Genomic DNA, 22,752 nt, shown 5'->3' on the forward strand with positions numbered 1-22,752 from the left:
TCGGATTTTTTGTATTTATAAAGAAATGAAAATCTGACGTAAGACGCACTGCTGTGCGTCTCTACATAATACAGACGTAAAAAACTTAGCATCTTAGCAACTTAGAACCTTAGTATCTTTAAAAAAAACCTTTGTACCTTTGAACCTCTTAACCTTTGCACCTTTAAAAAAATTGAAAAAAATTCTCCTTCTTTCCGATACTCACAGTCACATTGATGATACAATTTTAAAATATGTTGCTCAGGCAGATGAAGTATGGCATGCCGGGGATATTGGAGACCTGAATGTTACTGATACTATAAAGAAGTTAAAGCCGCTTCGTTGTGTGTATGGGAATATAGATGATGCAAAAGCAAGATTAGAATTTCCGTTAAATAATAGGTTTATGTGCGAAAATGTTTCCGTCTGGATTACGCATATCGGAGGTTATCCTGGGAAATACAACCCAAATATTAGAGAAGAAATGGCTTCAAATCCGCCTAAATTATTTATTTGCGGGCATTCTCATATTTTAAAAGTGATGTTTGATAAAAAGAATAACTTGCTGCATATGAATCCTGGAGCAGCTGGAAAAAGTGGATTTCATCAAGTTCGTACAATGCTTCGATTTGTAATTGATGATGATAAAATTAAGGATCTCGAGATTGTTGAAATAGGAAAGAAATAGCTTTTTTTAGTGTGGTAAAGGGATTTTAATTTTTATTACCGTGCCTTTATCTGCTTTTGAAAATATCTCAAAAGTTCCTTTGAATTTTTTAACTCGAGCTCTTATCCGGTTTAATCCAAAACCTTCAGATTCATCTATTTTTTTGATGTTAAAACCTTTTCCGTTGTCCTGTATTTTAATGCAAAAATGGTTTTTGTTTTCTTTTAAGGTTATTTGAGATTTAGTAGCATTACTATGCTTTATAATATTGCTGAATAATTCTGATACAATAAAATAGATCTTCATTTCAAATTTTTCAATATACCTTTTGTCAGGTTGAACTGTACTTGAGAATTCAAAGTTTATGTCGATGTTGGAGTTTCTTTCGCATAAATCTTCGATAGCATAAATTAACCCAAAACGAACTAAAAGACTTGGAACAAGATCATGTGACAGATCTCTCAATTGATCATGAGCATCGGCTAAAATTAATTTTGCTTTTTTAATTTCGTCTGACTGGATATTATTTTGTGTAGTAAAAGTATTGAGATGGAGGCCAACAGATGATAATAGAGAGTTTACATTGTCATGTAAAAAAGAAGCTATTTTTTTTCTTTCTGTTTCCTGACTGTCAATTCCGGAGTTAATAACATCCAGGAGGATTTTCTGCTTGATGTCTTTTCGTCTTATTTTTTGTTTTAGTTTGTTATTCTGATAAAAGAAATAAAATAAAAAAAACAAAATAATAGTAAGAAGTATAGATAAACTTACCACTTTTTTGTTTCGTAACTGCTCTTGCTTATTTATTTCGGCAATGTTTGTTTTTTTTGGTGTTTTGTATTGCTGAGAGCCCTCCTTTAAAGTTTCCTGTTGTTGACTAAAAGCTGGAGTGTTGTTAAAAGGAAGAATGAGAAAAAGTAATATTAAAATTCTGTAAAACAACATAATAATAAAGGTCGAGATAGGTTTTATTGCAAAATTAGGGATTGATGAGATTGTTTTTTAAAGCATATTTAACCAGTCCGATGGTATTTTTTATTTGCAGTTTTTTCATGATATTTTTTCGATGCGTTTCAACAGTATTGATGCTTATAAAAAGTTGTTCGCTTATTTCTTTTCCACTATATTCTAAAGAAATCAGAGTGATTATTTCAATTTCACGAGGGCTTAAAATTTGATTTTCAGCATAGATGTTTTTATTTAGTTTTGGATTGTTAGATGTAAAGCTTTTAAAAACTTTTTCTCTAATTGCATCAGAAAAGTAATCTTGTCCCTGATAAACTGCATGAATTGCTTCAATGATATTTTCACCGGCACATTTTTTTGTCAAATACCCTTTTGCATCTAATTTCATTACTTCTTTAATGATTTTTAAATCATCATAGCTGGACAGAATAATGATCTTGCAAGAGCTTTTTTTGGTGTTAAATTCCTGAAGTACTTTGATCCCGTCTTTTTCGGGCATACTGATGTCTAAAATTAAGATGTCGGCATTATTTTGAAGAATTTCATCGTAGATATTGTTTCCATTTAGGGAACTGCCTACAACTTCAAAGTTTTCAACCGTTTGTAATAAGTTGGTTAAACCATCAATAAGTACCTGATGATCATCAGCGAGGTGGATTTTTATTTTTGATGTCATTGTTATTCATAAGCTTAAGAGGCAAATTTAGAAAGAAAAGTACCTTGTAAGGTTGCTGTTAAAGCTTCATTTGTAACAATATAAGACACAAAAAAACCCGAATAAAATTCGGGTTCTCTTCGCACAAAAAATTTAAGTTTATAGGTTTACCTCAAACGATCTACAGATTTTACAAGATCTTCATCCTTTTTGATGGCTTTATTAGCTAAAACTAATAACACGATAGCAACAATAGGAAGAAACATCCCAATACCTTTCTCAGAAACAGCAGCAGCTGTCTCTCCAGATAAATTTAGAGATCGGTAAACAAATAATCCTAATAAAATTAAATTTAATATTATGTTCAGTCTGTTCATCACAAACTGATTTTGTCTCTTTTTGTATGAAATAATGCTAACGATACTTAGCATTGTACTTAAACCTAATAAAACAGTGTAAAACTGATCTTGCATAAAATAGAATGCTTTACCGTCATTTAATGTCCAAAGCGGAACAAAAAACATAAGTACCCCTGTTACAACAAAGGTAAGAAATAGATATACAGTCTGAATTCTTTGTATCATGGTCTAAAATTGTTTTACAAAAATATATTTTCTTTTTTTAAAATACTATTGTATGATAAAATTTTATTCGTATTATTGCATCATAATACCGTAAGCACTTCATACTGCGGTCAATTGAAATCATTTATCTACCTATTCTTTTTACAGTATTTCCTTAAAATAATTAAATTCATAGAACATTCATGTTTGATATTTCTGCATTAAAAGAAATGAAGCTTTCTGAGCTTCAAGAAATAGCTAAGTTAGCTAAAACTATAAAGTTTAATGGCGTTAAAAAAGAGACTTTAATTAGTCAGATTTTAGCGCATCAGGAAGCGAGTGCAACACCGCCAGTTTCTGCTATTGCCGAAAAAGAAATAACAGACGATAAACCAAAAAGAGCCAGAATTGCTCCTGTTAAAAAAGCAGCAAGTTCAAAAAATGCTCCTGTTCTGGAATTTGATCAGGTTGAGGAAACCCCAGAGAAAAAGGAAACTCCGGAAAAAAAGGAAACTCCGACAGCTGCAAAGCCAAAAATTCAGGCAACCCCAAAAATTCAGCCGGCTCCAAAAAATCAACCAGCTTCAAAAGTGGAGGAAAATGTTGGAAGTACAGAGAGTTTAGAAAGTACAGAGAGTAAGGTGGTAGAGAAAAAAGAGCCTAAAATCGTAAAATTTAATAAATCTGCTTACGAGAAAAAAGTAGCTCTTCAAAAGGAAAAAGAAGCTGTAAAAGAAGTGAATAATGAAGAAGAGTTATCAGATGCTCCAACTCCGATAGTTGAAAATGCTGAAACAACTGCTCCGGTAAAAAAAATAAATCCGAATCAGAATAAAAATCAAAATCAAAATCCGAACCAAAACCAAAACCCAAATCAGAATCAAAATGGGAACGGTAACGGAAATCAAAGTCATAAAAATAAAAAGAATAATTTCAGAGATTCAGATTTTGAATTTGACGGAATTATCGAAAGTGAAGGTGTTCTTGAGATGATGCCAGACGGTTACGGATTCTTACGTTCATCGGATTATAATTATTTAGCCTCTCCGGATGATATTTATTTATCAACTTCACAAATCAGATTATTTGGCCTTAAAACCGGAGATACTGTAAAAGGAGTGGTTCGTCCTCCAAAAGAAGGCGAGAAATTTTTCCCTTTAGTTCGTGTACTTAAAATTAATGGTCACGATCCGCAAGTTGTTCGCGACAGAGTTTCTTTTGAACACTTGACACCGGTTTTTCCTTCAGAAAAATTCAAATTAGCCGAAAAAGGCAGTTCTATATCAACCCGTATTATAGATTTATTTTCTCCGATTGGAAAAGGACAGCGTGGTATGATCGTTGCACAGCCAAAAACGGGTAAAACAATGCTTCTTAAAGATATTGCAAACGCAATTGCTGCCAATCATCCGGAAGTTTATTTAATCGTTCTTTTGATTGATGAACGTCCTGAAGAGGTTACCGATATGCAACGCAGCGTACGTGGAGAAGTTATTGCTTCTACTTTTGACAGAGAGCCACAAGAGCATGTGAAAATTGCTAATATCGTTCTTGAAAAAGCAAAACGTTTAGTAGAATGCGGGCACGATGTTGTAATTTTATTAGATTCGATTACACGTTTAGCAAGAGCTTACAATACTGTTCAGCCGGCTTCTGGTAAGGTTTTAAGTGGAGGTGTTGATGCAAATGCTTTACAGAAACCAAAACGTTTCTTTGGAGCGGCAAGAAATGTTGAAAACGGTGGTTCATTAAGTATTATCGCAACAGCATTGACAGAAACTGGATCTAAAATGGATGAGGTTATCTTTGAAGAATTTAAAGGAACAGGAAACATGGAACTTCAGTTAGATCGTAAAATTGCGAACAAACGTATTTTCCCTGCAATCGATCTTACGTCATCAAGTACACGTCGTGATGACTTATTGTTAGATGAAAAAACATTGCAAAGAATGTGGATCATGCGTAAGTATCTTTCTGATATGAATCCGGTAGAATCTATGGATTTTGTAAACGATCGCTTCAAGAAAACCAGAAACAACGAAGAGTTTTTGATTTCTATGAATGACTAGAGGAAGGTTCAAAGTTGCAAAGGTGCTGAGGTACTGAGGTTTTCTTTTGAAATCTATAACATATAAAAAAGGGATGAGTTTTTTAAACTTATCCCTTTTTTGGTTTTTGTGATTTTTTATTGCTCTTTTCTATGGATCATAATCCGTTGTTTGATCATGCAATCTTGTCATTCCGATTTTTATGATAAAAGCAAATCTTTTTTTAAGGAGCTAATCCCGCTATCCGCTTCAATCTTTTGTGTCTTGTTAAAGAAACGAGACACAAAAGGATTTCCACTTCTCCTGATAACTATCGGGACGGGGCTAGGTCAATTATTTTCATAACAATATTGTGGTTGTTATTTTGATAAGATGGTTGAAATACAATGAGATTACAAAATATAGACTTTAGTCTATAAAAAAACTTAGAACCTCAGAACCTTAGAATCTCAGCGCCTTTAAAAAAAACTCTGAACCTTTGCCCCTCTGAACCTTTGCAACTATTTCTTATCAACTACCGGTCTATTCTCTCTGTTAGCCAAATCCCATGCAACTGAAAAAGCCAATTGTGTTCTTTTAGTCAAAGCATCGTATTCGATTTTCTCGGGAGTATCATCTTTTCCGTGGTAATCTTCATGAACTCCATTAAAGAAGAAAACAGAAGGAATACCATGTTTTGCGAAGTTGTAATGGTCAGAACGCTCATAAAAATGATTCGGATCTTTAGGATCATTAAATTTAAAATCTAAGTCCATTTTGATGTATTTGTCATTTTGAGCCACAACAGCATTATGCAAATCAGATGATAATCTGTCAGCGCCAATTACGTATACATAATTATTTGTTTTAGCATGCTCAACGTCGCGGCGTCCAATCATATCGATATTGATGTCTGCAACTGTATTAGCAATTGGAAATAATGGATTTTCAGAGTAAAAACGAGATCCATGTAAACCATGTTCTTCACCAGTTACATGAAGAAATAATATAGAACGTTTTGGCCCGTGACCTTGTTTTTTTGCTTTAGCAAATGCTTTTGCCATTTCCATAACCGCTACAGTTCCTGAACCGTCATCGTCAGCGCCATTGTAAACCTCACCATCTTTAATTCCAACATGGTCGTAGTGTGCAGAAATTACTAGAATTTCATCTGGCTTTTCAGAGCCTTCAATATAAGCCCAGATATTCTCTGAATCAGGTAGATTTTCGTTGCGTCTTGCGTTTAAAAAAGCAGCAGGAATGTGTTGGTAATAGTCTGAAGCTCCTTTTGGAAAAGAGACTCCATTTTTTTTGTATTGCTCAATCATATAAAGACCCGCTTTTTTCTGTCCTTTTGAGCCAGTTTCGCGACCCTCCATTTCATCTGAAGCAATTGTGTAAAGCATTTTTTTAAGATCTTTTTGTGAAATCGCTTTAATGTATTTTGTAGGATCCGAATTGTCATTGGATGCTGTTGACTGCGCGGTTTTACAAGAATACGCAGAAACGATTAGTAATAAAAGAAGTAATTTTTTCATTCCTATAGTTAGTGTAAATTAATAAAGGTGTAAAGAACGTAAACGGTTAGTAAAAATAGAATAAAAAGTGAGTTTATTATAAAAAGCATTACGCTTTTAACAAATGACACTATTCTGGATTCGCCATAAAAACGATGATGTGCAGGATAAAAATAATAACACATCCAGATGGTTCCTACAAAATTTGTAATTGCAGATATATAAGACAACGGACTATCTTCTCCAAAAAGACCTATTACTCTGTCGATAATAAACATGATTAGAAAAATGAGCAACAGGAAAGAAAAATAATGAAGTGTAAAAATTCCATGATCAAAATAATACCATCGTTTTTTGTTGTGAAAAAGCCACAAGAAAAAGGCAAAAAATGGCATAATAATAAATAGAATTTTAGGGAGATTGTGAAAGAATGACTCTACAAACTTTGTATAAATCTCTTTTTTGGTATATTTTTCAGTGACGTGTGCTGCTTTTTCCACAAACCAATAACTAGAGGCATTAAGCTTGTCTTCTTCTTTTCCATATTTCTGAACAGAATCAATTTTCTTCATATTTAAAAAATGGAAATACTTTTTGTCTTCTTTGCTAATTTTTAAGTCTTTAGTAGCTTTGCTGATTTCTGTACTTAATGCTTTTTCGCTTTTTTCAATATCACCATTTACGTTACTTGGAAACATTGCAATCAATAAAAAAGTAATAAAACTGATAAAAATATACAATCTAACTGGAGCTAAATAAGACAAACGTTTTCCTGAAAGATACTCTTTGGTAAGCGTTGAGGGCTTAAAAAGCAAATTTTTGATTGTTTTCCAGAATGCATTTTCATAATGCGTAAGATCTTCAAAAAAATGAATAAATAAATGATGAAAAGTTTTTCGGCTATCTGTATTTTCTTGTCCGCAATTTGGGCAAAATTTTAGTTCAACAACGTGTCTGCAATTTAAGCAGGTTTTATCTTTTCTAATCGGACTATGTGACATTGGTTATTTTATTGATTTGTTTTTTGGTCGTTTTTTTAGGTTTTATTTTTTTAGTACTTCACCAAGAAAAAGTTTCAAATGCTCAAATGATCTTTTAGCAGCTACAGCATTATAAGCAGCTCCTTTAGAATTGTCGTTTCCTGCTTCGGGATTGGTAAAGGAATGGACAGAATCTGCATAGTAAATCATTTGCCAGTCGGCTTTTGCATCTCTCATTTCTTGTTGACAAGCAGCAACTTCTTCTGCAGAGACATATGGATCATCTGCTCCATGACAAATTAAAACTTTAGTTGTTATAGGTTCTGTTTTTCGGCTTGCATCTTTTCCTAAACCACCGTGAAAGGACACAACTCCTTTTACATTAAGATGTGCGCGGGCAGCTTCAAGAACCCCTGTTCCTCCAAAGCAATAACCAATAATTACAATATTATCTGCATTTGCGCCGGATTTAATCAATTCCTGTAAAGCAGCATTGATTCGTTTTTGATAGGCTTCATAATTGGTTTTATAAAAACCAGCTAACTTTCCCGCTTCAGTAGTGTTTTTAGGAACGTTTCCTTCGCCATAAATATCAGCGATAAAAACATTATAGCCCAGTTTTGATAAGTTTTCGGCATATCCTTTAGAAGCATTATCTATTCCAAGCCAGGCAGGCAAGATTAAAATGCCCGGATTTTGACTGCTTTTTTTAGCCGGTTTTATCGAAAGACCGTTTAAAGTGGTATTCCCTTCGGAATATTTTACGGTTTTTAATTGTGCGTTGATTGCAGTAGAAAAGAGTATGGTTGCAAAAATAAGTGCGGTAGAATTTTTCATTTTTTTTACAATTTTTAACAAATATCTGAAATATTATGTTACAAAAAAACCTCAAAAGCTATTTCTTTTGAGGTTTCTGTGTTAATTTGTAAGGTTGAAATTATTCGCCGGGATGATACGTTTTTTCAGCATTTTTGATTACATCTTCTTTATAGAATAAGACTTCTTTAAATTGTCCTTTTTGATACATTTCAGACTGATCGTTAAAATGCTTAGAATTAGGATCACCGCTGTTTCCACCTGCCAGTAGTGATTTTGCTTTGATTTTTTTGCCAAATTCTACTGCACAAACAAAACTGTTTCCGTTGTAACCATATCGCTTTTTAGTGCCATTTTGATAACTGCTTTTAAAAGAGGGAAGGCTTCCCCAGGAGCCCGGACCATAAGCAATTGGTAAACTTGGTTTAGAATCGTCATATTTTAAATTAATATCACCATTGGAACGCTGAAAACGATTAATTTCTCCCCATGTAACTTGCCATGTTCCCCATTTTGCTTTTAGTTCTTTTACTGCTTGCTGCAGTTGTGGAATTAATTGCTCTGCAGTCGCATTTTTAGCAAATTTTCGAGTGTTTTGTACCTGATCAGGTTCTCCTTCGTTAATATAAGCTTTTTGAATGATGGGGTCTAGTTTGTAAGCCCATTCGATTGCCAGAGTCGTTGCGATAGAATTTTCTTTGGCATAATAATCCCAGTTTTTTAAAGCAGAGATTGGCTCAGCTAGTTCACTATAAGCTGTATCAGTCGGTTTTATATTTTTTTCAAAAATTTCGGTCAAAGCAGGAATTAAGATTTCAAAAATAGATAATTTGGAATCATAACCGTCGGTAATAACTTTATCTAAAGTGTATTTTTTGTCTTGGCTAAAAATACGAACAGCGTTTATTCCTCTAAAGTTTTCCCCATCAGGAGCCATATATGCAGGGTAGTCTTCTTTTTTTGGACTATTAGCTCCTGCTGCAGTGTATGGTGTTGAATTGCAGTTTTGCAGCCAGCCGTTTACTGGATTATACAGATGTACAGTTTCATCAACTTCGTGTAAGCCTTTCCATTGAGTTGCAGAAATCGATCCGTCAACTACTTTTGACCAGTTGAGGTTTTTATCCCGTATTGGGATAAAGTTTCCATGCCAATATGCAATATTTCCTTTACTGTCTGCATAAACGGTATTATTGGATGTATTAGCTTTTAGATCCATCGCTTTTTTATACTCTTCAAAACTTTTAGATTTGGTTCTAACCCAGCTCTGAATTAAACTATTCATTGAGCGGTTATTAGATTTTAGGCTTATCCATTTTCCGTCTCGTTTAGCCATTATCGGGCCATTATTGGTAAAATAAGTTTTGAATTTTTTAGGAACTAGTTTTCCGTTCTCTAAATACTTAATTATGATTTCTTTCTCAATTACAGGAATTAATTTTTTGTCATATTCATAGAACAGTTTATCTTTTTTTGCCACAATTTTTTCAGCATACATATCAGCAACATCTACATTTGAAGAGGTGTGCATCCAACCGCAGTTTTCATTAAATCCTTGATAAATAAAGAATTGTCCCCAAGTTACTGCTCCATAAGCATTTAAGCCTTCTTCACTCGATATTTGAACTTCTGGTCTAAAATAAAAAGTAGTATGCGGGTTAATATAAAGGATAGCATTTCCGGAATCAGTTTTTGATGGGCCAAAGGCGAATCCATTTGAACCAGTCTGCACATTTTTTTCTCTTTCTACATAAGCTGTTTTTTCATTGTTGCCCGAGTAAAAAGCTTTTAATTCTCCTACTGAGAGATCGGCTGTACTAATTGCACCAATACTTCCGTCTGTCCAGAGTAAAGGAAACCAAGGCTCGAAATGCGTTAGTAAGAGCGGTTTTATTTCGGGATGCTTGTATAGGTAAAAATTGATTCCATCAGCATAACTATCTAATAGTTTTCTGAGCCACGGAGCTGCATTTTTATAATCGGTTTTAGCTTCGTTGATATCTATTAAAAGTTTTATCTCTAAATCATTATATAAAAAAGATTGTCCTTTTATTTCAGAAAGGCGGCCTAGTTTTTCTATATAATTCATCTCAACACGTTTAAAATCATCTTCGCATTGAGCATACATTAAACCAAAAACTGCTGCAGCATCAGTTTTTCCATAAACATGAGGAATTCCCCAATTATCACGAATTATGGTCACTTTTTGTGCCGTTTCCTCCAATTTTGCAATTTCTTTTTTACTTACGTTTTGAGCAAAAACAACTATTGAAAAAAAGCAAAAAAGAAATGTTGTTTGTAATAATTTAGTAGAATAAATCATGTTGTTTTTTTACAAGGATACGTTTCTCTTAAAGGCACAACCTAATTCTACCATCGAATCGGTTTTTGCAATTCCGGGAATGTTATCAATTTTTTCGTATAAAATTTTACGCATGTGTTCGTGGTTCTTTGCTGTAATTTTTAAGTACAAAGTATAAGAACCGGTAACAAAATAACATTCAGTAATTTCGGGAATTTCTTTTAAAGCTTCGATAATTCTTTCTGAGTCAGAATCTTTATTGAGTGTAATTCCTGTAAAAGAAGCCCAGTCGTAACCTACTTGTTTTTCGTTTAAGATGGGCTTGATTCCTGTAATGATGCCTTGCTCAAATAAACGGTTTATACGCTGATGAACCATAGTATTTGAAATTTTCAGGTTTGTTGCGATTGTCGAAAAAGCAATACGACCATCTTTTTCTAATTCTTTGATAATTTTTATGTCAAATTCATCTAAAATATCCATGCTTCATTTTTTGTTTGGTGTAAAGATAAAAATAAGTCTCACTTGAGATTTAAAATTCCGGATTTTAAAATGACTTAAATCTGTGTAAAAATAAGTTAAATTCGCTTGTAAATTAAGTTATATAAGTTGATTTTGCTGTTTTTTGTAGTTAAAATGAATAATTTTTATATTTTTGCTTAAATAAAAAGAAATTATCATGGCAAATACTAAAGAAATACTTTCATCAAAATCGGAAGTTTTGATAGAAAAAGAGAACAAATACGGAGCTCATAATTATCATCCGCTTCCTGTGGTTTTAGAAAGAGGTGAAGGTGTTTATGTTTGGGATGTTGACGGAAAAAAATATTATGATTTCTTGTCTGCTTATTCTGCAGTAAATCAGGGGCATTGTCATCCAAAAATTGTAAAAGCAATGGTTGATCAGGCTCAAAAATTAACTTTGACTTCTCGTGCTTTTTACAACGATAAATTAGGAAACTACGAAGAATTTGTGACCAATTATTTTGGTTTTGATAAAGTACTTCCAATGAATACAGGAGCCGAGGCTGTAGAAACTGCCTTGAAAGTTTGTAGAAAATGGGCGTACGAAGTAAAAGGTATTCCGGAAAATCTGGCGCAGATTATTGTATGCGAGAATAATTTTCACGGAAGAACTACAACTATTATTTCTTTCTCGAATGATGAAACCGCACGTAAAAACTTCGGACCTTTTACAGACGGATTTATAAAAATTGAATATGATAATCTTACAGCGCTGGAAAACGCTTTAGAATCATCAAAAAATATTGCAGGATTTTTAGTAGAGCCAATTCAGGGTGAAGCTGGAGTTTATGTGCCATCAGAAGGATATTTAGCAAAAGCGAAAGCACTGTGTGAAAAGCATAATGTTTTGTTTATTGCTGATGAAGTTCAGACAGGAATTGCACGTACAGGAAAATTACTGGCAGTGCATCACGAAAATGTTCAGCCTGATATTTTAATTTTAGGGAAAGCAATTTCTGGCGGAGTTTATCCGGTTTCTGCTGTTTTATGCAATGATGAAATCATGAATGTGATTAAACCGGGACAACACGGTTCTACTTTTGGAGGAAACCCTGTAGCCGCGGCAGTTGCTATAGCGGCTTTAGAAGTTATAAAAGAGGAAAATCTTGCTGAAAATGCAGAACGTCTGGGAATCATTTTAAGAAAAGGATTAAATGAAATCGCTGAGCGAAATGACCTTATTACTTTAGTTCGCGGAAAAGGTTTACTAAATGCAATTGTAATTAATTGTGGAGAAGATTCTGATTTGGCCTGGGAAATCTGTTTAAAATTCAGAGACAACGGATTACTGGCAAAACCAACTCACGGAAATAAAATTAGATTGGCTCCGCCATTGGTAATGACAGAGGCTCAAATAAAAGAATGTCTTGAAATTATTGAAAAGTCATTGAACGATTTTAGAGATTAATTAATTCTGCTTATCTTTATTATATAAAAAGGCGTTCGCCGCGGCGAACGCCTTCTGGTTATAATTACTTAAAATATCAAAAAAAGTAACTATTTCTTAAGAGTTGATGTACCAAGGTGTATCAACTCTTTTTATTTTAGAATCTAACTTTCTTAAGTTCCCATAAGGTTTTTATAAAAGTATCAACGTCCTGTGTTGTATTGTAAAAAGCCAGAGAAGGTCTTACAGTTGTTTCAACGCCCATTCTGCGCAATATTGGCTGAGCACAATGGTGTCCGGTTCTTACCGCCACACCTTCTTTGTTTAAAGCTTGACCAACCTGATCATTTGTATATCCTTGTAAATTAAAAGATAATACACTCGCTTTGTCTTTGGCAGTTCCTATCAAACGCACACCCGGAATTTCTTTCAGCAGACGTGTAGCATATTCTAGTAAATAATGCTCATACTGGCCAATTTGTTCAATTCCAAGTTTCGTCACGTAATCAATTGCTGCGCCAAGACCAATTGCATCGGCAATGTTTCCGGTTCCAGCCTCAAAACGATTGGGTGCTTTATGGTATTTTATTTCCTCAAAAGTGACATCCTGAATCATATTTCCACCAGCCTGATACGGTTGCATTTCATTAAGCAGGTCTTCTTTGCCATATAAAGCGCCAATTCCTGTTGGCCCAAAAAGCTTATGTCCTGAAAAAACAAGCCAGTCCGGATTTAAATCCTGAACGTCAACTTTCATGTGCGAAACAGACTGTGCTCCGTCAATTAAGACTTTTGCGCCTGCTGCATGTGCCATTTCGGTTATTTTTTTGGCCGGAGTAACTGTTCCAAGCGCATTTGAAACTTGTGTAAAAGCGACTAATCGAGTTTTTGAATTCAACAGTTTTGCATATTCATCAAGTAAAATCTGACCATCATCATCCACTGGAATTACGCGAAGTTTTAAACCTTTTTTATCAGCCAGTCTTTTCCATGGAACAATATTCGCATGATGCTCCAGATTACTTACAATAATTTCATCTCCAGAATTTAAATTTTGATCGCCCCAGGTTGAAGCTACTAAATTTATTCCTTCTGTAGCGCCACGAACAAAAACAATTTCGTTGACAGAACCGGCATTCAAAAACGTTTTTACTTTTTCACGTGCTGCTTCATATGCATCAGAGGCACGAGCTGCCAATTCATGAGCTGCACGGTGAATATTCGAATTTTCATGCTCATAGAAATAGGCAATGCGATCAATAACCGATTGTGGTTTTTGAGTTGTTGCGGCATTATCAAACCATACTAAAGGTTTTCCGTTTACAGTTTCTCTTAGAATTGGAAAATCTTTTTTAATCAATTCAGCATTAAAACCAGAACCAGTACTACCGCTTAGTGAATTTATTCCGAAAGAATTTCCAAGAATAGCATTTGTGTTTTTTTGATCAAAAGCAAATGGATTCTGATCTAAAAAATAATACGAGTTTTGAGTTTCATTTCCGCTTGACGGAAAATCGGTTCTTTTTCTAAAAAAGGTATCGACAGTTTCTAATGCTGCTTTTAATTCGTTCTCAAAAGAAGAATTTTCACTTTGAAAAGGCAAATACTGATCATTTAAAAACAATGCCGAAAAAAGAGATTCCTCATTAAGCTGAGGAGCTCCGTTATTTTTTAAATTGATATCATAAAAACCTGTTTGCGGATTATTGATGTTTAATGCATTATCTTCTGGAACTCCAGATGAAGGAATTCCATATTTAGGGTCAAAGCCTGCGCCTGCGTTTGGATATAAAGCTGAAGCGCTTGAACTTTCAGCAGCAATTGTTGGAGAAACTCCAAAACCGCTAAACGAGGGAGGGGCAGGGTTTACATTTAATGGACTTTGCACTGGAAATGGAGCAATAATATTGGCACCGCCGGCATGCAAAAGTGTTTCTGCAATTTTAGTGGCAAGGGGATGTTCACTTTTATCTGGGCTTAGCGAAATTTCTTTAGGAAATTCATTTGGCAAAGCACTGAACAATTCGTTGGCTAAATTTTGCAGCTCATCAATGTTTGGTAAACCGTTGATGTTAGTATTTGTACTCATGATACTTTCCTATTTCGACATCTTCTAAAACAGCGATGGCATCATCAACCAAAATAGCTAAGGAACAATAAAGCGAAACCAGATAGGAAGCAATCGCTTTTTCATTAATTCCCATAAAACGAACCGATAATCCCGGAGACTGTTCGCCTTGTAATCCTGGCTGAATTAATCCAATTACACCCTGACGACTTTCGCCAGTTCGCAATAAAATGATTTTTGATTTTCCTTTATTGATTGGTAATTTATCTGATGGAATAAGCGGAATTCCTCTCCAGGTCAAAAACTGAGAGCCAAATAAAGAAATGGTCGGAGGCGGAACACCGCGACGTGTACATTCGCGGCCGAAAGCAGCAATTGCTAACGGGTGCAGCAAAAAGAAGCCCGGTTCTTTCCAAACTTTAGTAAGTAATTCATCCAGATCATCTGGAGTTGGCGCTCCGGTGCGTGTTTTTATAATTTGTGAAGGCGCAACATTACTTAATAAACCATAATCTTTATTGTTGATTAATTCGCTTTCCTGACGCTCTTTGATGGTTTCTATGGCCAGACGTAATTGTTCTGAGATTTGATTGTATGGCTTGCTGTACAAATCAGATACACGAGTATGAACTTCTACAATAGTCTGAACTGCTGCCAGATTATATTCTCTCGGATTTTCGATATAATCAACAAAAGTGTTTGGTAAAACTCTTTCGTCACGAGCAGAACAATCTACTTCGATATGACTGGCGTTTTTAACTTTGTTTAAGCGAAATACACCCGATTCTACTGGCGTCCAGTGCAAAAGATGTGTTAGCCAGCGAGGAGAAGTGGTTCCTATTTGGGGTACGGTACGTGTTGCAATTGCGAGCTGTCTTGCTGCAACATCGCCTAATGCGGTCTGTTGTTGTTTTGATTCTGCCATTTTTTGTATTTTTAATAAGTTTATAATTTATTTTTTGTTTGATTAAAGTTATTGATAATTTTAATCAAATAGCTCATCTACAGACAAATATCTTTCTCCAGTGTCATAATTAAAAGTCAGGATAACAGCATTCTCCGGAATATCTTTTAGCTTTTTAGAAATGGCAGCAAGTGCGGCTCCAGTCGAAATTCCGGCAAATATTCCTTCTTCTTTGGCTATTTTTTTGGTAAAATTGTAAGATTCGTTTTTATCCACAGTTAAAATCTGATCCACATATTCGCGATTAAAAACTTCCGGAATAAAACCAGCACCAATTCCCTGAAAAGGGTGAGGAGAGGGTAGACCGCCACTTAAAACTGGTGATAAAGCAGGCTCTACAGCATAAGTCTGTAAATTTGGAAAATGCTGTTTTAGTATTTTTGAAACTCCCGTAATATGTCCGCCGGTTCCAACTCCGGTAATGAGATAATCTATACCATCCGGGAAATCAGCTAAAATTTCTAAGGCCGTTGTTTTTTCGTGTATTTCAACATTTGCTTTATTGGTAAACTGAGATGGAAGAAACGAATTTTTGATTGTTGAAGCCAATTCTTTCGCTCTTTCTACTGCTCCGGAAGTTCCTTTCTCTCTTGGAGTTAGAACGAATTCGGCACCATAAGCATTTAAGATTCTTCGGCGTTCAATGCTCATCGACTCCGGCATTACCACAATTACTTTGTATCCTTTTACAGCTGCAACTAATGAAAGTCCGATTCCGGTATTTCCTGAAGTTGGTTCAATGATAATGGTTTCTTCATTAATAAGTCCTTTTCGTTCAGCATCTTCGATCATGGCCAAAGCAATTCGGTCTTTGATACTCGATCCCGGATTTGATTTTTCCAGTTTAATCCAAACTTCATGTGATTTGAAAAGTTTATTTAATCGAATGTGAGGAGTGTTTCCTATTGTTTCTAAAATGTTTTGATATTTCATGTGAGTTTTGATATTTTAAATAGAATAAAAAATGGGAGCCGGAAAAGGATTGTTATCTCTGATTTTAATTTCGTTTTTATGATATACAACAGAATTGGATGGAACAGTATAAGTTAGCCAGACATTTCCGCCAATTATAGAATCTTTTCCAACAGTAGTCTGACCACCAAGAATGGTACTGTTGGCATATATAATCACATTGTCTTCAATTGTTGGATGCCTTTTTACAAATGCTTCTTCTTTTTTTACACTCAATGCACCAAGCGTTACACCTTGATAAATTTGAACATTATTGCCAATAACTGTTGTTTCGCCAATTACAATTCCGGTGCCGTGATCGATTGCAAAATCATCTCCAATATGTGCTCCGGGATGAATTTCTATACTCGTTTTAATATGAGCATATTCTGAAATTGTTCTCGCAAGAAGCTTTAAATCCTGTTGCCATAGCTGATGTGAAAAACGATATACCGAAATAGCAAAAAAGCCAGGGTAAGAGTATAGTACTTCTTCCAGAGATTTTGCGGCCGGATCTTTAGTATAAATGGTCAGCGCATCATTTAATGCTTTTTTATGTAAATGTGGTATCGCACTAAAAAAGGTCTCTGTTTGTTGTTTTTGGTCGCTTTTTGGTGAAAAATCTAAAACTAATTCGTCAAATTGTTTTTCCAGTAGATTGAATTTATATTTAATGGTTTCTTCTGATTCAAATGATTTTGAGGTATTTGAAAACAAAATAATAAACAGATCATCAATGAACTGATGAATTAATTTCTTTTCAGGCAGTATTACTAAATCCTGATGCTGTCTTGCTATTTCTTTATAAAATGAACTCATAATCGATTATTTTAGATTAGAAAAGATTTATAACTTATTAATTCTCTTGTTTTTGTTACCACAGAAATGATTAAGCTTTTTCTTTTTTTATTTAATTATGCCACAACACAATGTGATACAAATAGCATCAGGTATTTTGAGAAAAAGCGAAACTGGATGTAAAAATGATTTGGCTTTTATTAAACTTAAACCAAGCCATAATAGATTAAGTGCGGGAACTAACAACAGCTGCACATATAACAAAAGCTGTTATAGGTGTATTTTTTAGGAAGAATGTAAGACGTTCTGGTTGCTATTGTTTTCAAAATGTAAGTTTTAAATATTAAACTCTACTAATTCTATAGACAAAGTTATATTTAAAAATGTAAAAACCAAATTAATCTTGATTTTTTTTTGAAAAAAGAAGTAGAGAGAAATGATTTGCCACGAATTGCACGAATTAACACGAATTAAATTTGTGAAAATTTGTGAATTTGTGGCAAAAAAAAAGAATTAGGAAGAGCTTTGTCAAAGTTAAGTAATGACAAACAAGATGTATAATTAATACATTTAAAAAACTTTGCGAACTTTGCGTAAACCTTTGCGCTCTTTGCAGTTAAACTACTTCCCAAAAAGTAAATAAGCAATAATCAACGTAACAATAACATTGAATAATTGTGCAATCAAGAAAGCATACAACGGCTTACGGCTGTTATTAGCAAGTAAATCTTTAAAATTAGTTTCTAAACCAATGCTGGTAAAAGCCAGTGCAAACCAAATTCCCTGTAAATTCTTCAAACTGTCTTTTACTGAATCTCGCGTTTCAGAACTAATGAAGAAAGAAAATAGGAGAGAAGCCAGAACGAAACCAATGACAAACTTTGGAAAACGTTCCCAAATAACACTTAAAGTAGGTTTTGATGCTACAGCTTCCGCCGACTTATTATGCGTATAAGTCCAATAAACGGAAATGGCAAAAGCCGCTAATCCTAATAAAACATTTTGGGAAAACTTGACAATCGTACTGATTTTTAAAGCGGTTTCGCCAACTAAACTTCCGGATGCCACAACTGCTCCAGAAGTGTCGATACTGCCACCTAACCATGCACCAGTGACTTCTTCGGGAAAGTTGAAATATTTTGCAATGATGGGCATAAAAATCATCATTGGAATTGCGGTTACCAAAACAATAGAAATTACATAAGATAGTTTTTTAGAATCGCCTTTAATTGCGCCCGAAGTTGCAATTGCTGCCGAAACACCACAAATAGAAACGGCACTGGAAATCATCATGGTTAATTCGTCGTCAACTTTTAATTTTCGGCAAAGCCAATAGGCAAAATACCAAACAGACAGAACCACAATTAATGCCTGAAATAATCCTAATGAACCGGCTTTGAGAATATCTGAAAAGATGACACTGGTTCCTAATAAGACCAATCCAATTTTTACAAAAACTTCAGTAGAAAGTGCAGAACGAAACCAATCGGGAATCTGAAAGAAATTTCCAATTATTAGGCCTATAATCAGACTGAAAATGACGGCTTCCAGATTGAGTGCTTTTATTTCTGAATTTCCCGCAATGACTAAGGCGATAACGGTTAAGAAATAAACGATAGGGAAAGTAAAAAGAAAATATTTTACCGATTTTCCAATTAAGAAAGCACCTAGTGTTCCAATAGAAATTAGATATAAAAATTGAAATAAGAGGATTTTCAGGTTCACGAAATCAAAAACTTTCGTTTTCAAATCGGTGCTGTCTGACCAGCTGAAAACGGGAACTTCCGGAAGAAAGATAAAAAGTGAAATACCGATGATTATGAATCCTAGAATTACTACGGTCCAATCTTCGTGAATATTAAATTGTTTGGTTTGAGTTGACATTAATTGAGTTTTAGATTAAACCGGTTTTTAAAACCTGTCGGGTTTGTATGTTGTTTAATTACAAATCGACAAAGTATTTTTGTTTTCCAAAATCGAATTCATAATAAGTCAGGTTAGGCCAAAGCGGTTTCACCAATCCTTTTTCCCAATTTTGAAGAGCGGTTTGTAATTCTTTTACTTTTTCCGGATTTTTTGCAGCAAGATCTATAGTTTCAGATTTGTCTTTTGCTAAATCATAAAGCCAGGTTTCATGCGTTTTGCCACTTACAATTAGTTTCCAATCACCACTTCTAATTGCTTTTGCATCGCCGGAGCGCCAGAATAATTCTTTGTGAGCTTCTTTATTGTTATTGACAACGTCGATAAGATTAACTCCATCATAAACGCGATCTTTTGGCAAGCCCGAACCTGTAACAGAAGCAATCGTACTAAAAATATCCAAAGTACTTACAGGCGTTTTGTATACAGTTTTTGGTTTTATTTTTCCCTTCCAGGAAATTGCAAACGGAACATTTATACCGCCTTCAAAATGCGAAAATTTACCGCCTTTTAATGGAGCATTTGTTGTTGCAAAAGTATAGTCGGCACCACCGTTGTCGCTTGCAAAAATGATTAGCGTATTTTCTTCTAAACCTTCTTTTTTAACTTTTGCTCTAATTCTTCCAATTGCGTCATCAAGTGCACTGATCATGGCATAATACACACGTTTGTTTTCGTCTTTTACATTCGGGAAACGATCGTAATATTTTTTGCGAACCTGAAATGGTGTGTGAGGTGCATTGAATGGAACATAAAGTAAAAAAGGTTTGTTTTTATTTTTGTCGATAAAAGCTTCTGCTTCTTCAGCAAATGTTTCGGTTAAATAAGTTTTATCATGAATAATAGTCGTATCCCGACGAATTTGCCCGATTCCAATGCGACCATTTCCCCAAATCATTTTATCGGTAAAATCTTTATGATGGTGGTTGATAATATCCGGATTATCATCTTCTGGAGTATAAAGCGAAAAGGCCTGATAAAAGCCATAATGATAATCGAAACCACGATCTAAAGGGAAAAATCCTTTGTTGTGACCCAAATGCCATTTCCCGATAATTGCTGTGCTGTAACCTTGTTTTTTGGCTAAATTGGCAAACGTAATTTCAGATTTTGGCAGACCCTGAGTAGCAATTGATGCTTCATTTGGGTATTTGATTTTATCATTCAGTCTCCAGCTATTGGTATTGATTAAATACTTAAAAGCATAATACTCCAGATTATTTTTTGGATATCGATCTCCGGGTTGATATTCATGTCCAAAACGTTCCTGATAACGTCCGGTAAGCAATCCGGCACGGGATGGTGAACAAATTGAAGCAGAAACATAACCATCGGTAAAAGTAACTCCGGATGCGGCCAAAGAATCAATTTGTGGTGTTGGAGTTGATTTTCCTCCATACAATGAAATATCATATTTGCCTAAATCATCGGCAAGGAGAATAATGATGTTTGGCTTTTTTTCTAAGATTGAAGAATCCTTTTGTGCCAGAAATGCAGCTTTTCCTTCAGCTAGTTTTTCATCTGGTTTTATTAAAGTTCCATCCGTGTTTATGGGCCAGAAAAGAAATACTGCTAAAAGAAAAAGTATAATTAAAAAAGGTATAACAATCTTAGTTACTTTTTTATAGTTTGCCATATTTTGGTACGTTGTTTTTTGAATTTTGGTTTTGTATTGAGAGTTTTTCAAATTTTCAGGTTTGTCATCCTGAGCGAAGTCGAAGGACCGCAAGAAGCTCTACAAAGATTGGGTTTTTATTACGGAGTTATTTGCGCGGGCTTCGACTTCGCTCAGCCTGAAAAGATTGTGGTAATCTTTATCAAAGTTTTAAACTTTGACAAAGATTTATTTAAAATTCGTGCGTTATTATTTAGAAGCCAAAGCCACATCAACCTCATTTTTTAAATTTTCAAAACCTTCTTTTTTAAGAATGATTTTTCCGTTTTGATAAAGTATCAAAGTTGGGAAAACTTTAATCGTTTTTAAATCGGCAATGATTTGTGTATTATCTTCTAAATCTATTTCTACAATTTTAAGATTTTTGCCATACTGCGTTTTGATGGTTTCTAAAACTGGTTTTATTTTTTTGCATGCCCCACAATAAATGGAACCAATATCGACTAAAACGGTACTATTTTCAGTAATGATTTTGTTGTATTCTGCCAGGGTTAATTTGCTTTTGGAGTTGGTAAAATATGGTTTTCCACCCCCAATCCAGTTTGCAATTCCGCCTTCTAAACTATATACTTCTTTGAAGCCTTTTTTTAATAAATCATCAGCGAGCCAGACACTTCTTCCTGCACCTATAGAATAGGTAAACACCGGTTTTGATTTATCTAAGGCAGCAATTCGTTTGGCATAATCTTTTGATTCCAGATTGAAATTTACAGCACCAATAATGTGATTCAGCGCAAACTCTTCGGGACCTCTGGCATCAATAATCTGTGGATTTTTTTGGCTTTGGATTTTTGTATAAAATGAATCTAAATTGACTGTATTTTCGCTTTTATTTTGCGAAAAAACAGCAATTGTAAATAGAAATACAATTACTGTTATACTATTTTTTAAAACTTTATTTTTCATAATCGTTTTTAAGATTAAACTTGTTCTAATATTGGGGTATGAGTATCTTCGGCAACAACTGTTTTTACTTTAAGCGGAAGTGACAATACACCATCTGCAAGAGGGCTTCCTTCTTTTTTAGATTTGAATATTGGCCATAAAAACTGTGCGTACCATTCTTCTTGTTTGTATGATTTTGTTCCGTAAGATTCCGGGAATTTACGTGTGATTAATCCGGTTCCGAAAATGACATCCCAAATGAAAAACATGTTTCCGAAATTACCTTTAAAGTGTCCAACACCATCTCCGCTTGTATCTGCATGATGTGCGTGATGTGTTGCCGGAGTTGAAATTAGACGTTCTAAAACCCATGCAATTGGATGCAAAACTTTGTATTTGTAAAAAGGTTTGTCCCACGCGATACTTGAGTGTGCACCCAATGTGATGAAACTTTTAATTACCAAAACAAATAAAGCTGGTAAACCTAACCCTAAATAGGTTAAAGTTGCTGTCAAATAAATTTGAGAAAAGAAAACCGTATAAATAAAGTTTTGTCTGGAAGCCATCGCCATTCCCATATATGGAGCCGAGTGATGTGTTCTGTGGAAACGCCATAAAAACGGAACTTGATGATGCAGTCTATGGTACCAATATTGCGTCAAATCATCGGCAATGGCAATCAGGAAAAATCCTCCCCAGAAAGGAACCCACGAAAGTGTGTTAGCTAAATCCGGAATTAGATATGGTAAAGCAGTCAAGCTGAAAAAAGCAATTACGGGAGGCAAAAGCAATTTTGGTGCTAGGAAACAAATAATATCAACTTTGCGTTCCTGACCTGTCCATTCGTCATCGTATAAACCTGCAGTAAATTCGATTACACCTAAAACCAGCATAAAAACAGTTAATCCCCAAGTGCGGATATGCTCAAAAGCGGGTTTTGAAAATTCTAAAAAAGCAGGTAATGAAATGTGCGATTCACTTACCAAATTATTGCTTAATTTAAAGTAAAGGAAAATTGCCACTACAGGCAAAGAATATATAAAAAGACTTATTAGTAAATCTCTTGTCAGTTTTTCTCTTTGAACTATTGCCATGATTTCTTAT

19 protein-coding genes are annotated in these 22,752 nt (G+C 34.5%); 3 read left to right on the plus strand and 16 right to left on the minus strand.

The genetic code is table 11. The features are described from left to right. The first annotated feature begins 172 nt into the window (after positions 1-172). On the plus strand, positions 173-667 hold the full coding sequence (locus OLM51_RS09540; RefSeq protein WP_264554086.1) for a metallophosphoesterase family protein: 495 nt from the start codon (positions 173-175) through the stop codon (positions 665-667). A 6-nt stretch (positions 668-673) separates the two neighbouring features. Here the strand turns inward: OLM51_RS09540 and OLM51_RS09545 are convergent, their stop codons facing one another. The 3 genes from OLM51_RS09545 to OLM51_RS09555 all read right to left on the minus strand — a co-directional run bounded on the left by OLM51_RS09545 (position 674) and on the right by OLM51_RS09555 (position 2,851). Further along, a complete protein-coding gene (locus OLM51_RS09545; protein WP_264554087.1) occupies positions 674-1,591 on the minus strand; it encodes a sensor histidine kinase in 918 nt (305 codons plus the stop codon). A 34-nt stretch (positions 1,592-1,625) separates the two neighbouring features. Then, positions 1,626-2,288, minus strand: a complete 663-nt coding sequence (locus OLM51_RS09550; RefSeq protein ID WP_264554088.1) for a response regulator — start codon at positions 2,286-2,288, stop codon at positions 1,626-1,628. A gap of 146 nt (positions 2,289-2,434) precedes the next feature. Next, positions 2,435-2,851 (minus strand): DUF4293 domain-containing protein, encoded by a 417-nt coding sequence (locus tag OLM51_RS09555; protein WP_264554089.1) that lies wholly within the window; start codon positions 2,849-2,851, stop codon positions 2,435-2,437. Positions 2,852-3,033: 182 nt separating this feature from the next. Between OLM51_RS09555 and rho the strand changes: the two genes are divergently transcribed. Beyond that, positions 3,034-4,899: a transcription termination factor Rho gene (gene rho / locus OLM51_RS09560; RefSeq protein ID WP_264554090.1), complete on the plus strand. Its 1,866-nt coding sequence runs from the start codon at positions 3,034-3,036 to the stop codon at positions 4,897-4,899. Between the two features lie 479 nt (positions 4,900-5,378). Here rho and OLM51_RS09565 read toward each other — a convergent pair whose 3' ends face one another. The 5 genes from OLM51_RS09565 to OLM51_RS09585 all read right to left on the minus strand — a co-directional run bounded on the left by OLM51_RS09565 (position 5,379) and on the right by OLM51_RS09585 (position 10,955). Then, positions 5,379-6,395, minus strand: coding sequence for a M28 family peptidase (locus OLM51_RS09565; RefSeq protein ID WP_264554091.1), 1,017 nt, complete (start codon positions 6,393-6,395; stop codon positions 5,379-5,381). An 8-nt stretch (positions 6,396-6,403) separates the two neighbouring features. Then, entirely contained in the window at positions 6,404-7,375 is a 972-nt protein-coding gene (locus OLM51_RS09570; RefSeq protein ID WP_264554092.1) for a DUF3667 domain-containing protein, read from the minus strand. A gap of 42 nt (positions 7,376-7,417) precedes the next feature. Further along, on the minus strand, positions 7,418-8,191 hold the full coding sequence (locus OLM51_RS09575; protein ID WP_264554093.1) for a dienelactone hydrolase family protein: 774 nt from the start codon (positions 8,189-8,191) through the stop codon (positions 7,418-7,420). Positions 8,192-8,291: 100 nt separating this feature from the next. Further along, the gene (locus OLM51_RS09580) at positions 8,292-10,493 is read right to left on the minus strand and encodes a penicillin acylase family protein (protein WP_264554094.1); all 2,202 of its coding nucleotides are present in this window, start codon (positions 10,491-10,493) and stop codon (positions 8,292-8,294) included. Positions 10,494-10,502: 9 nt separating this feature from the next. Then, entirely contained in the window at positions 10,503-10,955 is a 453-nt protein-coding gene (locus tag OLM51_RS09585) for an Lrp/AsnC family transcriptional regulator (protein ID WP_264554095.1), read from the minus strand. Positions 10,956-11,151: 196 nt separating this feature from the next. Between OLM51_RS09585 and rocD the strand changes: the two genes are divergently transcribed. After that, positions 11,152-12,405, plus strand: coding sequence for an ornithine--oxo-acid transaminase (gene rocD / locus OLM51_RS09590; RefSeq protein ID WP_264554096.1), 1,254 nt, complete (start codon positions 11,152-11,154; stop codon positions 12,403-12,405). A 136-nt stretch (positions 12,406-12,541) separates the two neighbouring features. Here the strand turns inward: rocD and OLM51_RS09595 are convergent, their stop codons facing one another. The 8 genes from OLM51_RS09595 to OLM51_RS09630 all read right to left on the minus strand — a co-directional run bounded on the left by OLM51_RS09595 (position 12,542) and on the right by OLM51_RS09630 (position 22,742). Continuing rightward, positions 12,542-14,473 (minus strand): family 2A encapsulin nanocompartment cargo protein cysteine desulfurase, encoded by a 1,932-nt coding sequence (locus OLM51_RS09595; RefSeq protein WP_264554097.1) that lies wholly within the window; start codon positions 14,471-14,473, stop codon positions 12,542-12,544. Then, on the minus strand, positions 14,457-15,377 hold the full coding sequence (locus OLM51_RS09600) for a family 2A encapsulin nanocompartment shell protein (protein ID WP_264554098.1): 921 nt from the start codon (positions 15,375-15,377) through the stop codon (positions 14,457-14,459). Before OLM51_RS09600 ends, OLM51_RS09595 begins: the two co-directional genes overlap by 17 nt. 60 nt (positions 15,378-15,437) lie before the next feature. Further along, positions 15,438-16,349, minus strand: coding sequence for a cysteine synthase A (gene cysK / locus OLM51_RS09605; RefSeq protein ID WP_264554099.1), 912 nt, complete (start codon positions 16,347-16,349; stop codon positions 15,438-15,440). Between the two features lie 15 nt (positions 16,350-16,364). Then, positions 16,365-17,186, minus strand: coding sequence for a serine O-acetyltransferase EpsC (gene epsC / locus OLM51_RS09610; RefSeq protein ID WP_264554100.1), 822 nt, complete (start codon positions 17,184-17,186; stop codon positions 16,365-16,367). Between the two features lie 600 nt (positions 17,187-17,786). Continuing rightward, the gene (locus tag OLM51_RS09615) at positions 17,787-19,049 is read right to left on the minus strand and encodes a YeiH family protein (RefSeq protein WP_264554101.1); all 1,263 of its coding nucleotides are present in this window, start codon (positions 19,047-19,049) and stop codon (positions 17,787-17,789) included. Positions 19,050-19,107: 58 nt separating this feature from the next. After that, positions 19,108-20,724, minus strand: coding sequence for a sulfatase-like hydrolase/transferase (locus tag OLM51_RS09620; RefSeq protein WP_264554102.1), 1,617 nt, complete (start codon positions 20,722-20,724; stop codon positions 19,108-19,110). A 228-nt stretch (positions 20,725-20,952) separates the two neighbouring features. Further along, entirely contained in the window at positions 20,953-21,669 is a 717-nt protein-coding gene (locus OLM51_RS09625; RefSeq protein WP_264554103.1) for a thioredoxin domain-containing protein, read from the minus strand. Positions 21,670-21,683: 14 nt separating this feature from the next. Next, entirely contained in the window at positions 21,684-22,742 is a 1,059-nt protein-coding gene (locus tag OLM51_RS09630; RefSeq protein ID WP_264554104.1) for a sterol desaturase family protein, read from the minus strand. Between the last annotated feature and the right edge of the window lie 10 nt (positions 22,743-22,752).

It is taken from the genome of Flavobacterium sp. N2038 (assembly GCF_025947185.1).
GTDB lineage: Bacteria > Bacteroidota > Bacteroidia > Flavobacteriales > Flavobacteriaceae > Flavobacterium.